Origin of the sequence: Vibrio sp. TMPB1044 (assembly GCF_030442075.1) — a bacterium.
GTDB lineage: Bacteria > Pseudomonadota > Gammaproteobacteria > Enterobacterales > Vibrionaceae > Vibrio > Vibrio satsumensis.
The window spans coordinates 39,524-53,987 of the sequence record NZ_JAUJED010000004.1; the positions used below are offsets into that span (position 1 = coordinate 39,524).

A 14,464-nucleotide genomic window follows, 5' to 3' on the forward strand; every position below is an offset into this window, starting at 1 on the left:
CAAAACTCAAGACAAATAAAAAGGGTCAGTAACCAAGTTACTGACCCTTTTTTGATTCTAGCAATCGCTCAATTAAGCGTTAGCTTCACGCTCAGCGATGAACTCAAGAGCCATCTTGATACGAGCGATTACGCGCTCTTTACCAACAAGCTCCATCACTGCATCAACAGAAGGAGACTGACCACCGCCTGTTACTGCTACGCGAAGTGGCATGCCGATTTTACCCATGCCAATCTCTAGTTCTTCACATACTGCTGCAATCACACCATCTTTGATGTTTGCAGTAGTGAAATCTTCAAGTGCTTCAACCTTAGCAAGAGCAAGCTCTAGTGGGCCTTTAGCAACACCACGTAGGTGCTTCTTCGCTGCGCCAGCTTCAAACTCAGAGAAATCTTCATAGAAGTAACGAGATTGCTCAGCAAGTTCGATAAGCGTGTTACAACGCTCGCCAACTAGCTTGATCACTTCAGTGATAGCTGGGCCGTTTGTTGTATCGATCTTCTGTGCGTCTAGGTGCCATTGCAGGTATTTAGCAACGTACTCAGGCTCAGAAGTCTTGATGTAGTGGTTGTTCAACCAAAGTAGCTTATCAGTGTTGAATGCAGAAGCAGACTTGCTGATAGCGTTCAGGCTGAAGAATTCAATCATCTCTTCTTGAGAGAAGATCTCTTGGTCACCGTGAGACCAACCTAAACGAACTAGGTAGTTGTTTAGTGCATTTGGTAGGTAACCTTCGTCGCGGTATTGCATTACAGAAACAGCACCGTGACGCTTAGAAAGTTTTGCACCGTCATCACCAAGAATCATTGCACAGTGAGCGAAAGTTGGAACTGGCGCGCCTAGTGCTTCATAGATGTTGATTTGACGAGGTGTGTTGTTGATGTGATCTTCACCACGAACAACGTGTGTAATCCCCATATCCCAGTCATCCACAACCACTACGAAGTTGTATGTTGGTGCACCGTCTGTACGACGAATGATTAGGTCATCAAGTTGGCTGTTCGCGATTTCAATGCGACCACGGATTTGGTCATCAAATACTACGCTGCCTTCTTTTGGGTTACGGAAACGGATAACACATGCATCACCTTCTTTTGCTGCTTCGTTTGCTGCAACAATTTTAGGGTGGTTCGCATCGTAACGAGCCATTTCTTTGTTTTCTTCTTGCTCTGCACGAATTTCATCAAGCAGTTCTTTAGACGCGTAGCATTTGAATGCTTTGTCTTCAGCAAGTAGCTTATCAACCATTTCGTTGTAACGGTCAAAACGCTTAGATTGGTAGTAAGGACCTTCGTCCCATTCCATACCCATCCATTGCATGCCTTCTAGAATTGCATCAACCGCTTCTTGAGAGTTACGCTCAAGGTCCGTGTCTTCGATACGTAGAACGAATTCACCACCTTGATTCTTAGCGAATAGCCAAGAGTAAAGTGCAGTACGTGCACCACCAACGTGAAGATAGCCAGTTGGGCTAGGAGCAAAACGAGTTTTAACCGTCATTTAAATACCTTGATTATGTAGGTGATTCTTTTAGTGATCGCTATTACAAAGCCTGCAGCAGACAAATATCACTAAATTTTGGGCGCTATTTTATCACCACCGCTTAAATCTACAATCAGTAGTGAATGATTAATGTGCTGATCTTGTGCGAAAGCGATTGTAGAAAGGCTAAATCCAGCTTCGAAGTCGAAAATCTACAGCCTGTAACCAATAAATAAAAACCACGCTTTACTTTAGTTCCCTGCGTATCCACAAACGTAACTCACTCATTCATATTCTACTAAGATCAAATTCTTGAATTTATGTTTGACCTTACCCTTACGGGAAGGTTTATGTTAGGCGTAGATGAGAATTGGAGTATCGATATGAATCACTACGCAACCGCGCTCAACGGCCTAAATTGCATGGGTTGTGCAAAGAAAGTCCGCACACTGTTTGGCGATCTCAACAACACGACGATCAATGACATATCGCCAACCTACATCGATATTTCGACTCCTTCTAGTTACATTCAGCTCAACGAACAGTTAGCAACGCTTGGCTATTCTATGGGTAATCAGCTGCACCTTTCGCTATCCGGCCTCAGCTGCGGAAAGTGTGTGAGCAAACTGACTCAAGCGCTTGAACAAACCGAGCAAACCTCAAACCTAGAAGTCAGCAAACAGGAGCTATCACTGGTTACTCTGCTTTCTGAATCCGAGGTTATTGAGCTGGTCGAAAGCGTGGGTTATCACGCAGCTCCCTACTCTGAAACGAATGACCTTTCATCGAGTTCAAATTTAGAAGAAGATAAAAAACTGGCGCCTACAGAAGCAACTTTAACTGAACCCGTTGCCAGCCAATATACCTATCACCTTGTTCTTGAGGGAATGACGTGTGCGAGTTGCGTTTCTTCGGTCGAAAAAGCATTGAAAAAGAATGAGTTCGTCGACCAAGCACAGATTAACCTTGCAGAGCAGACTGCCTTGGTTTTCACCTCTCAAACAAGAGACATCATTGAAAACGCTCTAATCAAATCGGTGAAAGCAGCAGGTTATGGCGCCGAGTTTGTCGACGATGCAGCGACTCAACAGCAAAAACAGCAAGAACAGCAACTTCGCACTCAAAAGGCCTTCCTGAAAAACTCAGTGAGCGCACTACTGCTTGGGGCTCCGCTGATGGTATGGGGCATATTCGGTGGCAGCATGACCATTGCTACACTTAGTGACCAACTGGCTTGGGGCTTCATTGGTGTGATCTGCCTAGTGCTACTAGCCACCTCTGGGCGGAGCTTCTTCACTAACGCGTGGCAATCACTGATGCACAAACGCGCTACCATGGACACACTCGTCGCTCTAGGTACAGGCGCAGCATGGTTCTATTCAATGTTGGTTGTGCTGATTCCATCATGGTTCCCAGAAGCCTCTCGCCATGTTTACTTTGAGGCGAGTGCGATGATCGTTGGCCTTATTTCTTTGGGTCACTACATTGAAGCCAAAGCCAAAGCTCGCACCACGAAATCGCTACAGGCACTGATTAACTTACAACCTCAAAAAGCGGTGGTCATCGTCGATGGCAAAGAACAAACCATTGCTGTAGAAGCTATCCAAGTCGGCATGCAAGTACGCGTCAAACCGGGAGAAAAAGTGCCAGTTGATGGTGTTGTGGTATCTGGTGAGTCTTACATCGATGAATCGATGCTGACCGGTGAACCACTTCCCAACGTTAAATCGGTGAGTGATGGCGTTTCTGCGGGCACCATTAATGGCGATGGTAGCTTAATTATTGAAGCGACTGGGATTGGCTCAAGCACCATGTTAGCTCGAATCATTCAGATGGTTCGCCAGGCACAAAGCAGCAAACCTGCGATAGCGAAACTTGCCGACTCTATTTCTGCCGTGTTCGTGCCCGTTGTGGTCGCAATCGCAGCTGTTGCCGCCCTAGTTTGGTTTTTTGTTGGCCCACAACCAAGTGCCAGTTACATGCTTGTTGTATCGACCACTGTGCTGATCATCGCTTGTCCGTGTGCCTTAGGCCTAGCGACTCCACTCTCTATTACTGTCGGCGTAGGTAAAGCCGCTGAGTTTGGCGTTCTGATCAAAGACGCCGATGTGTTGCAATCAGCCAGCAAAATCGATGCAGTCGTGTTTGATAAAACGGGCACCCTAACCCAAGGGAAACCAAGCGTGCAACAAGCGTTTCATCACAACCTATCAGAACAAGAATTACTGGCTTACGCTTATTCAGTAGAAGTAGGATCTGAGCACCCACTCGCCAAAGCCGTTTGCCAATATGCAGAGAGCTTGGAAGTGTCAGCTCTCCCACACAGCGAATTTGAAAACCAACGAGGGCTTGGGGTTCAAGCAACAATTAACGGCAAGAACGTGCAAGTCGGCTCGCTTAAGTTCCTCACCCAATTAGGCATCAATACAGAGATTGGCGAAGATTTCATCGAGCTTTGCCGCTCGCAAGCCTGGACGCCTATTTTCATCGTGATTGACCAAAAACTAGAAGGCATATTGGGCATTTCAGACGCGTTAAAAATAGATAGCAAACAGGCGATAGCTCAACTAAAATCCGCCGGAATTCACACTGTGCTACTCACTGGTGACAACGACTCTGTGGCTCAAGCAATAGGTAAAAGAGTCGGTATCGACGAGGTTATCTCGGAAGTGCTTCCAGAGCAGAAAGCTCAGCATATTGTTCAGCTTCAACAGCAATATAAGAGTGTTGCCATGGTTGGAGATGGCATTAACGATGCTCCAGCACTCGCTCAAGCCGATATCGGTATCGCGATGGGCAGTGGCAGTGATGTCGCCATCGAGAGTGCGCAAATGACCCTCCTCAACTCGTCACCACTATCCGTGAGTAATGCAATAGAGCTGTCTCAAGCAACAGTGAAAAATATGAAGCAGAACCTATTTGGCGCCTTCATCTATAACTCGCTTGGCATTCCTATCGCCGCGGGTGTGCTCTACCCATTTTTCGGATTTCTGCTTAGCCCTGTCGTTGCAGGCGCTGCGATGGCTATGTCATCAATCACAGTAGTAAGCAATGCCAACAGGCTGAGATTATTCAAACCCACTCATTCTAATATCAACAAAAACCATATTCATGAGGTTAACCATGATTCGTAAAATTATGACTCTTACTGCACTCGCTGCAATTTCAGGACAAGCTCTCGCGACTGATGTTCTAAACCATAAGTCTCCATACTGTGGCTGCTGCACAGAATGGACAGAACATATGCGAGATGCTGGGTTCGATGTTACAGAGAAGCTCCACGATGATATGAATCCAATAAAGCAGAAGTTAGGGGTAACGCAAAAACTAGCCTCTTGCCACACTGCAGAGATCGATGGTTACGTATTTGAAGGACACATTCCGGCTGATGATGTTAAAGCCTTTTTAGAAAACCCGCCACGCAATGCAATTGGCTTAGCAGTTCCAGGTATGCCAATGGGCTCACCGGGCATGGAGTATGGCGATAAGAAAGACGAGTATTCTGTGTATGCGTTTAATGAGAAAGGTCAGGTGTTTGAATACCGTCATTACGATGGTAATTAGAGCGTAAAGAAACCGGCACAAAGCAATATTTAAGAAGTTATAAAAATAGAGCCTAGCATTAAGTAAACCCAAGACTGTGGTTTACTTGCTAGGCTCTTTGCTTTTGGACAGTAAAGCAAATCTTGTCGCGGCACCAACCGGGCTGTTGGTACCGCTATGTTTTCGTCGCTAGTTAACAAAAAAGCCAATTAGCAAAGAAGCTCACTTAGCCAATAATCTAATCGACTAAACAGCCAAGTGAATCAGCTTAGAAACCGTAAGAAGCACCGAATACGAATGCGTTGTTAGCGTTGTCAGCTTGGTTACGGTACTCAAAGTAAGGTTGAACGCCTTGACGAGTCCATGTCGCACGAAGCTCGTGGTCCATTGTGTTATCAGCATCGCTGATTACGTATACGTTGTTGTAGCTTAGAGCTAGCTCAGCGTTTACTGCGTAACCGATACGGTTGTCAAAACGAGTTTGATCGTCAGCTTTGCTATCTTCCATAGCGTGGTAACGAGTACGGTTGCTAATAGAGATACCGTTATCGAAGTTGTAACCGATCTTAACCAATGGACGGTACTGAACCGTTTCACCGTTGTTTAGTAGGTGGTGGTAACCCGCAGCAACCCATAGGTTGTCATTGATGTTGTACATCTGCTCAACACCTAGAGTGATGTATGGAGAGTTACCTAGACCGCTGTCTTGGATTGCGTCATTGTCGTACTTACCAAGAGAGATACCATCGAACTCTGTTAGTAGTGTTGTGCCTGAATCAAACGTGTGGCCCGCTTCTAGAGTTGACGTCGCGTTTGGTTGGAAATCAGAGTGAAATTGAACGTTACCTGTAACGTAAGAAGAACCAGCAAAAGCACTAGAAGCGAAAGCAAGAGAAAGAGCACTTAGAGCGATAATTTTTTTCATAGTAAACTGCCTTAGTTTGATTTTTTCAGCGGCATATCTTCGGTACATCATTCACCTTCACCGCTTGAGTAGTTGGTCGCCTCCCTGGCATGAAATCTATGTTGCTCGAATTAATTTGCGTTTCAAAATAAAAGAGTGGGCAGAGTGATCTCTCTCACTATCAAAAAAGAACAAGTTATTTAATGCATTAAAATCAAATACTTAAAAATATAAAAATTGATAAAAAACTCAAGATGGAAAAACGTACAGATCGGGATCACATTATTTTACGGTACAAAATTAGATTCAGTTAATTGAATCACACCTGATTTAGAGTTTTTTATGAGGGACTTATTTTTCGAAGAGAATAATGAGAAGCGCGTCACTTTTGCGATGAACCTCACTTTATGTTTATTGTTGACGTTATAGACCAAGACGGTTTCTATATGTTCCCGTTTTGGATGAGAGCCTAATTCGCAGCAAACAAAAAGAGCTCCCGTTTTATCTTGGATAAGATAAAATTCGGGAGCTCTTCTACTAATAACAGTGCTTATCGATTATTTAACTGACGTTACTCGACTTACTTTCTCACCACTTTCTGAAATAGAACGGATGTAAATTTCACCAGAAACCGATGGACGTTGTTGCTCATCATACGTTAGCCAGTTTTCGCCATCAGCAGAGTATTGCAGCTCGACGCCTGGGAATTGAACGTTCATCGCCAGCTTGCCATCAACCACTTTTGCACCTGGAACTGGTAGTCGATAATCAATGCCTGCTTTCTCAAGCTTAGCCAGTTCACGTTGACCAACAATATTCGCGAAGCGATTAAAGTCGCTGTTTAGAGCTTGCTTATTCACTAGGTTAGTTTCTTGAGAGTATTCAACGCCCACTTTGTAGTCGTTTTCCCAATCTGCTCGATGCCATGCACGCTCAGCTGCTGCAAGAACGCGTGGGAACACCATGTATTCATATTGCTCGTCGGTACGAACTGTTTCAGACCAAAGTTGCGCTGATAAACCGTAAAAAGGTTTTGCTTCAATCTCGCCTTTACCAGAGAAACCATTGCCGTCACGGTCTAATGATGTTTCTGCGTTTTGTGGCATGTTCTCTGGAGCAAAGCCAAACATCTTACGAGTATCGGTTGCACGCGTTGCCCAGTAGTAACCGCGTTCTGCTGCATCAACTTCGTATGGCATATCCATGTATACGTAGTCTGGGTTAGAAACAATCACGTCATAACCTTTCGCTGACCAGTCGTAAACTGATGAAGTACCGCCCCAGTAAAGAACATCCCAGAAGTTAACGCGCGTACTTTCTGTTGCAAATGCTTCTTCACCTTCGCTGTATTTCAGACCATCTTGCCATGCTTGGAAATGAGGAATGCCTTTGTCAGCAACAATCTTAGATACCTGCTCGGCAAAGTGACTTGGCAAATGACCGAAGTCGCTTACCGTTCCATCAGCGATCAAAGACTGACACTGTGGAGACTGTTGGAATGGCTTATCTTGCTTAGACAAGTCGATGTTGCCTTTCCAAGCCACTTTATCTTCTGCATTAATATCTTGTAAGCCAGCGCCTAACTTGATGTTTTTCGCTTCATCGCCGCCGAAGTGCCAAGTCGTTAGTGGAACGCCCGCTTCTTGGTGCATTGCCGCCACTTCAGAGATCACTTTATCGACAAAGTGAGTTGATGATTCCATACATGGATTAATGAAGCTTTGCTTATCGTAGAACTGAACTGTCGTTACGTTCGATTTATCTTGTGGATCCATCAAGCGATATTCATTCGCTTCTGCTTCTTTACCTTCCGCCATTAGACGAGTGTAACGCGCTTCCATCGATACCACAGCAGAACGAGCGTGTGCTGGCATATCAATCTCTGGAATTACTTCGATACTGCGCGCTTTTGCGTAGCTTAAGATCTCGACGTAATCCGCCTTACTAAAGAAACCAGAGCCAAAGTTGTCTGTTGTTGGACCTGAACCTAGCTGAGGCAATAAACAGCTTTGCTCTTCCAAATCAAAACAACGATTAGACCCTACATCCGTTAGCTCTGGTAAACCTGGGATTTCTAAACGCCAGCCTTCATCATCAGTTAAGTGGAGGTGAAGTTTATTCATCTTGTATGCAGCCATTTGATCTAGCGTTGCTAGGATGGCATCTTTTGAGTGGAAGTTTCGAGCAACATCCACCATCACACCACGGTAATCAAAGCGTGGCGCATCTTGGATCGACAGTTGTGGTAATGATTCAGCGTTCTGACTGTCTATTAGGCCAAAAATAGACTGAACTGCGTAGAAAGCACCTGTTTTATCAAACGCTTTAATCGCGATCCCCTCTTCCGAGATACTTAGTTCATAAGCACCAGATTTCGCTAAATCACCCGTAAACTGAGTAGGAACAACAGCGACGCTAACAGGTAGGTCGCCACTCACATCTACGTTTACCACATCTGCACGTTCTTCAATTGCTGCGAATTGCTCAGCATCAAATGCGTCTTTAGGTAGGGCAATACCACCAGCAATGCTGACTGAACCTTCACCCGCTTCTACCGACATTGGCGTTGGTAATAATGTTGTTGATACATCTTGCGTTGCTAGATCCGCATTCTTTTCGAAACGCGTAACAGCTGTCGCCATTACGTTGTTGTCATCAGGTGTACGCTTCAGGTTGTTTCCTTCCAAACCTGTTACGAACGACGCGACATCTTCTGTATTCAATGAAGCAATCATCTTTGGCTCTGCGTTTGGTGCCGTTACGAATGCACCCGGCATAAAGTCAGTTTCAAACAACTGCCAGTATTCACTCGTCAGTGGAAGAATCACTTCTTCACCCGCAGCGAAACCATCAAATTTTTCGGTTGGTTCTAACTTATGTAAGTCGCCAGTTACGCGAGTTATTTTAAACTGCTCATTATCAACATCTAAGATAAGGCGAATACTGTGGAAGTAGATGGTCCAATCTTTAGAGTCAATTGCTTCACCATCGTTAGTTAACGTCATGTTTACTTTATTACATGATGCCCACTCTGCGCCTAAATCCTGACAAGCCATGCCTTCGTTTGCACCGTGGTTAGTCAAGATTTCATATTGCACATCAAGGTTATCAGCCAGTGCATTAACCACCTTTTGTTCTGGTGCTTGTGTAATAGCACAACCCGTCAAACCAGCCAGTACCGCTACAGATAGTAAGTTTCTCTTCAACATCGTATTCACCCATAAATTAAAAAATTGAGTCAGAAGCAAAGTGGAGCGCTTCGAAAGTTAGATAAACTATATGGGCTTATTTTTTACCGTGAATTAAATCAAGTTAATAAAGTGATCAGCTTCAAATCTCAAAATTTGCGATAAAATTAATTACATAAAAATCATAAAGTTAGAATCGACGGCACTTCCGTCAGTTTTATTTTGACGTAAAAATTGAGAAATGAATCACAATCTTTTTAACGGATTTCATAAAATCGTGTTGTTGATAGAGAGAAAGGTTTAAGAGTTTGTTCGTGTTGTTATACTTTTCGTACAAACAACGTGACATCGTTCTCAAAAAAAACCGTTAAAAAACGCCGTCAAAATCAATTTTAACGAGTTCATCTCTTTTAATAGGAGCTTTCCTTGCGCACATTTTGGTACGTAACTTTATTCGTTCTCGCATTTTCAGCCAAACAAGCTTCGGCCGAACCTCTTTATTGGCAAGCCAAAAAGGATGAACTGACACTCACCATCTTGGGTTCCGTCCACGTAGGAGACGAGAGCATGTACCCACTTCCAGTACAGATCACTGACACGCTAAAAGAGAGCGACGGATTAATTGTCGAGACAGACATCAGGAAGTCAGAAGGCATTGTGTATCCCACGACCACAGTGACCACGAGTGATGTATTAAACAAAGAACAAAAACAGTTATTAGCCAGTATTTCAAAGTCTTTGGGTATGCCGACTCAACAACTACTGAGCTCTCCACCTTGGGCGACATCTCTCTCAATACAGATGCAGCAATTAAAGAACCTTGGCTATGGCTCAGCGGGCGGTGTAGACGCAACACTCGCCTATAAAGCGACGATACAAGACGTTCCGGTGATCAGTTTAGAGCCTCTACAATTTCAGATAGATCTCATTGCAGGACAAAAAGATTCCGGTAAAGAATGGTTAGTCAGTAGCCTTGAAGAATTTGACCAAACTGATGGGGTGGTTCACTGCTTAATTGACAGTTGGAAAGCCGGTGATGTAGCGAAGCTTGAGGAGTTTGCGAAGCTGTCTGAAATGCCATCTGAACTAGAGAAAGCATTTTTAACCGATCGCAACGTCGATTGGGCAAACAAGCTCTCCGCCAATGATTGGAAACTCGATTCAAAGGGACACTACGTGCTGGTCGTCGGTACTTTACACCTGATTGGCGAAGGTAACCTTTTGCAGTTATTAGAAGAGAAAGGTTTAAATGTCACTCAACAATCACAAAGCCAACAGGCTCAGTGTCAATTTGAGCTTAGTGACGACAGCTAGCTCAATTCGAAGCCATGACCTTCTCCTAATATAACCATTACCTAATAACAGAATCATTACATTTAATCGCCCCATAGCGGTGCTATTATCTTTCGCTCTTTTTACATACGGTGTTGTTCTCATGAAACCAGTACTTTTTGCTTTCCCTTTAGCCCTAGCGATTCTGATGCCCACGGTAGCGTCTGCCAAAGAAACTTGTACGATCGAACAATTCCAGCCGATAGACATTCAGCCAGACACCAAAGGCGGTGTGTTAGATAAAGAAAGCGGACAGTTCTTGATTACTGAAAAGCCACCAATGCGATGCGCGAATATTACGTTCACGACATCAACGACACGCAACCGTATCGCAAGCCAAATGAATGGTAATTTTGAAGCAAGCTTCTACGATGGTCAGACGGGTAATTCTCACTCGGTGACTTTTAACGAAGATGAAGTACAGGCGGGTTACATTCGAATTGGTCCAAATCACCCTGTTGACGCTTATGTTTGTTTTGTTACCTCAGAGACGCCAATCAAGAACATTACCTGTGATGTTAAGTAAATAGATTCGGGACTACTGGATCAATCCTTGTCTCTATGCAGGACGCTTAGAACAACAAGAGATTCCCGACTCGCTCCTTCGTCGCTCTAGGGAATTACACATATACCAAAATACAAAAAGCCGTAGACCCTTCTATTACAGAGAATGCTACGGCTTTCTTAATGTGGTCGGTGAAGAGGAATTCGATTGGACTGGCATTCCAGCCCCCATCCCCATGTTCTAAACCAGATTAAAATGCAAAAAAGCCGTAGCATTTCTGCTACGGCTTTCTTTAATGTGGTCGGTGAAGAGGGATTCGAACCCCCGACCCTCTGGTCCCAAACCAGATGCGCTACCAAGCTGCGCTATTCACCGAAATATCTAACTGGCTGATTGCCTGTCGATGGAGCGTATAATACGGATTCTGAATTTATCCGCAAGCGCTTTTTCTCATATTTATTGTGAATTCGAATCGTTCGAACAAAAGACATACAACAACTCGCTCAATGTGACGAAAAACACACAGTCGCCAACAAGTATTTAACTTATGCAACAGGATTGATCCAGATCAGTAAATTGATAATGCTACTTAATACACTAAGCCATGTCATATAACTTTGAGGTATACACATGGACTTTTGGCTAGATCTCCTATTTGGTAATGCGGTGGGACTATCTTCAATGATAGTAATCTTCGGGGCTCTGGGTCTCATGATGTTTTATGGAGGCTTCTTCATCTACAAAGTTATGACTGAAAAATCTCCTCACTAGAATCGCTCAGCCTAAATCATTTACCTCAAGCATCATTACTTGCGGGTAAATATTAAAACGCTTTGCACCGGAGCTGATTTCTCTTGTCACCTCCGGTTTTTTCATTTTTAAACCCCGTCCCAACTTAGGTATACTTACCCAATCCTTCCCCAACTTGAGATACACACTATGTCTCATGATGACGACTTAGATCTATTCCAAGAAATGATGGGCGACGTTAAACGTATCGACCATGACACCGCCGAACACCAGAAAGTACACCGAGTCACAGAATCTCACCTTGCCAAGCGTGAAGCCGCTATGTGGCTATCTGATGACGAGAAAGACTACTTATCATTAGACTACTCACCAATGATAAGGCCAGACGATGTTATTGCTTATAAAAAAGACGGTGTACAAGAAGGCGTATACAAAAAGCTGCGCCTAGGCAAATACCCGATTCAAGCCAAGCTAGACCTTCATAGGAAAACACTGAAAGACGCACGTAACGAAGTGCTTTCATTTTTGCGTCAGTGTTTAAGAATGGATGTTCGTACCGTCATCATTGTTCATGGTAAGGGCGAACGTTCGAGTCCACCAGCAATGATGAAAAGCTACGTTGCAAATTGGCTAACGCAAATCAACGATGTTCAATGCGTTCATTCTGCTCAGCAATTTCATGGTGGTACTGGCGCAGTCTATGTCATGCTCAGAAAGAGTAATGAGAAAAAACTAGAGAACAGAGAGCGCCATCAAAAGCGCACCAGTTGATAGGTTGAGCTAGATAAATAGGCGAATAACGATTTTGCATCAAGACCGATATTTCGTGCCTAGACTCACACCAAGTGCTAAAATTGCCTCAGTTAACGAATTCCAACTCAAAGCAACTACCCAAAAGTTGCTTTTTGTTTATCTATATTTCCGTTGTGAAACGCTAAGAGAATATCATGTCACAAGAATCCCAAGCTAAACGCCTTAATAAATACATCAGTGAAACTGGTTTTTGTTCACGTCGTGAAGCAGACAAATTGATCGATGCAGGCCGAGTTACTATTAATGGCAAGATCCCTGAGATGGGAACGAAAGTATTACCAGGTGATGATGTTGAGATCGACAACAAGCCAGTACGTTCAAAAGAAAAGCCTATCTATATTGCTCTCAATAAACCGACCGGCATTACCTGTACGACTGAGCGTGATATTCCTGGCAACATCGTCGACTTTATCGGCCACCACAAGCGAATTTTCCCAATTGGTCGTCTAGATAAGCCTTCTGATGGACTTATCTTCCTGACCAATGATGGCGACATCGTAAACAAGATTCTTCGTGCGGGTAACAACCACGAGAAAGAGTACGTGGTTCGTGTCGACAAGCCGATTACGACTGAGTTCTTGAAGCAAATGGGCGCTGGCGTTCATATTCTCGATACTGTGACCTTGCCATGTAAGGTCGAGAAAGAAACCAAGTTCTCGTTCCGAATCACATTAACGCAAGGCCTTAACCGCCAAATTCGCCGTATGTGTGAAGCATTGGGTTACGAAGTATTTAAACTGCGCCGTGTTCGTATTATGAACATCTCACTAGATGGTATTCCTAACGGAAAATGGCGCTACCTAAGCGACGAAGAGATCACTGAAATATTAGCGATGTGTGAAGGCTCAGTAAGTACAGAAGATGCGTCAAAAATGAACGCCAAAGGTCAGCGTATTCGTAAAGCGACTGACGCAAAACTTTTTGACAGCCGTGAAGAAAACCAAACCTCAACAGCGCGCCGTAATCAAAACGAGAACCGATCTCGCACTTACCGTGGTAACAATGCGGATGAATTCCGTCATGCGCCTAACTCAAAGCGTGGCCGCAATTCATCGAACGGTGAAAGCGGTGGTAATACCGAGAATTGGAAGTCGAACTCTCGTTCAGAGCGTTCTAATTCAGATAGAAACCGTTCGGATCGCAATCGTACAGATCGCGACAATAACGATCGTAGAAGCGGAAAAACGGCAAACCGTAACCAAGATTCAAACAGACCAAATAAACCAGGTCAGAAACGTGTTAGTGGCACTTTAGGTCTGAAAAAGTAGAATGACTCCTTATACAGAAACGCCCACTAATGAGTGGGCGTTTTTGTTTATTGTTCGGTACGTCATGGCTTTTAACGACTAACCATCAACTTGCAAGCACAAATCAGTAAACTGAGCTCGAGTCAGTTGAGCTAAGTCTTTAGGGGCAAGTTCAATTTCTAAACCTCGCTTTCCCGCACTCACACATATTGTTTCAAATTCTGTCGCACTAGAATGAACAAAAGTCGGCAGCGCTTTTTTCTGACCAAGCGGGCTGATGCCACCAACAACATAACCCGTGGTTTTCTGAGCAATATCTGGATCAGCCATCTCTGCTTTTTTTCCTTCCGCCGCTTTTGCTGCCAGCTTTAGATTGAGCTTCTGGTCGACAGGAATAACGGCAACCGCCAAATCTTTCGCCACACCATTCAAGCAGAACAACAGCGTTTTGAATACACGTTTGGGATCTTGACCAAGCGCTTCAACGGCTTCTAATCCATAGTTCGTATTATTCGCATCATGATGATACTGATGCACACTATGAGCGATTTTCTTTTTCTTGGCGAGATTGATTGCAGGGGTCATAACAAATCCAAACGGTAGATAAACAAAAAACGACGCCGAGGCGTCGCTTTAGTTAAATTTATCATGGTGCTAGAGTCAATCTAATTTAGCACCTATTGATACAATTGCTTGGATT

11 protein-coding genes and 1 tRNA gene are annotated in these 14,464 nt (G+C 44.1%); 7 read left to right on the top strand and 5 right to left on the bottom strand.

Annotated elements, in window-relative coordinates; genetic code table 11:
- Window positions 1-72: 72 nt before the first annotated feature.
- Window positions 73-1,500, bottom strand: coding sequence for a glutamate--tRNA ligase (gene gltX, locus QQ041_RS01880; RefSeq protein ID WP_017069020.1), 1,428 nt, complete (start codon window positions 1,498-1,500; stop codon window positions 73-75).
- Window positions 1,501-1,802: 302 nt separating this feature from the next.
- On the opposite strand from gltX, the gene QQ041_RS01885 reads away from it, so the two are divergent.
- Window positions 1,803-4,616 (top strand): copper-translocating P-type ATPase, encoded by a 2,814-nt coding sequence (locus QQ041_RS01885; protein WP_285952990.1) that lies wholly within the window; start codon window positions 1,803-1,805, stop codon window positions 4,614-4,616.
- Entirely contained in the window at window positions 4,606-5,046 is a 441-nt protein-coding gene (locus QQ041_RS01890; protein WP_285952991.1) for a DUF411 domain-containing protein, read from the top strand. The genes QQ041_RS01885 and QQ041_RS01890 overlap by 11 nt, the downstream gene beginning before the upstream one ends.
- A 247-nt stretch (window positions 5,047-5,293) precedes the next feature.
- Here the strand turns inward: QQ041_RS01890 and QQ041_RS01895 are convergent, their stop codons facing one another.
- Both QQ041_RS01895 and QQ041_RS01900 read right to left on the bottom strand, forming a co-directional pair.
- Complete coding sequence (locus QQ041_RS01895; protein ID WP_019824160.1) at window positions 5,294-5,950, bottom strand: oligogalacturonate-specific porin KdgM family protein; 657 nt, start codon at window positions 5,948-5,950, stop codon at window positions 5,294-5,296.
- Window positions 5,951-6,486: 536 nt separating this feature from the next.
- Window positions 6,487-9,138: a beta-N-acetylhexosaminidase gene (locus QQ041_RS01900; RefSeq protein WP_285952992.1), complete on the bottom strand. Its 2,652-nt coding sequence runs from the start codon at window positions 9,136-9,138 to the stop codon at window positions 6,487-6,489.
- Window positions 9,139-9,543: 405 nt separating this feature from the next.
- Here QQ041_RS01900 and QQ041_RS01905 point away from each other — a divergent pair, with 405 nt between their 5' ends.
- Together QQ041_RS01905 and QQ041_RS01910 are read left to right on the top strand one after the other, a co-directional pair.
- Entirely contained in the window at window positions 9,544-10,431 is an 888-nt protein-coding gene (locus QQ041_RS01905; protein WP_285952993.1) for a TraB/GumN family protein, read from the top strand.
- A 121-nt stretch (window positions 10,432-10,552) separates the two neighbouring features.
- Complete coding sequence (locus tag QQ041_RS01910) at window positions 10,553-10,975, top strand: hypothetical protein (RefSeq protein ID WP_285952994.1); 423 nt, start codon at window positions 10,553-10,555, stop codon at window positions 10,973-10,975.
- A 277-nt stretch (window positions 10,976-11,252) separates the two neighbouring features.
- Here the strand turns inward: QQ041_RS01910 and QQ041_RS01915 are convergent.
- Window positions 11,253-11,329, bottom strand: a tRNA-Pro gene (locus QQ041_RS01915).
- A gap of 255 nt (window positions 11,330-11,584) precedes the next feature.
- Here QQ041_RS01915 and QQ041_RS01920 point away from each other — a divergent pair.
- The 3 genes from QQ041_RS01920 to rluF all read left to right on the top strand — a co-directional run bounded on the left by QQ041_RS01920 (window position 11,585) and on the right by rluF (window position 13,785).
- On the top strand, window positions 11,585-11,725 hold the full coding sequence (locus QQ041_RS01920; RefSeq protein ID WP_017062321.1) for a DUF3149 domain-containing protein: 141 nt from the start codon (window positions 11,585-11,587) through the stop codon (window positions 11,723-11,725).
- Window positions 11,726-11,893: 168 nt separating this feature from the next.
- Window positions 11,894-12,475: a DNA endonuclease SmrA gene (gene smrA / locus QQ041_RS01925; RefSeq protein ID WP_285952995.1), complete on the top strand. Its 582-nt coding sequence runs from the start codon at window positions 11,894-11,896 to the stop codon at window positions 12,473-12,475.
- A 176-nt stretch (window positions 12,476-12,651) separates the two neighbouring features.
- The gene (rluF, locus tag QQ041_RS01930) at window positions 12,652-13,785 is read left to right on the top strand and encodes a 23S rRNA pseudouridine(2604) synthase RluF (RefSeq protein ID WP_285952996.1); all 1,134 of its coding nucleotides are present in this window, start codon (window positions 12,652-12,654) and stop codon (window positions 13,783-13,785) included.
- A 78-nt stretch (window positions 13,786-13,863) separates the two neighbouring features.
- Here the strand turns inward: rluF and ybaK are convergent, their stop codons facing one another.
- Window positions 13,864-14,349 carry a Cys-tRNA(Pro) deacylase gene (ybaK, locus tag QQ041_RS01935; protein ID WP_146492349.1) on the bottom strand — a complete coding sequence of 162 codons (486 nt, stop codon included), beginning with the start codon at window positions 14,347-14,349 and terminating at the stop codon, window positions 13,864-13,866.
- Window positions 14,350-14,464: the final 115 nt, after the last annotated feature.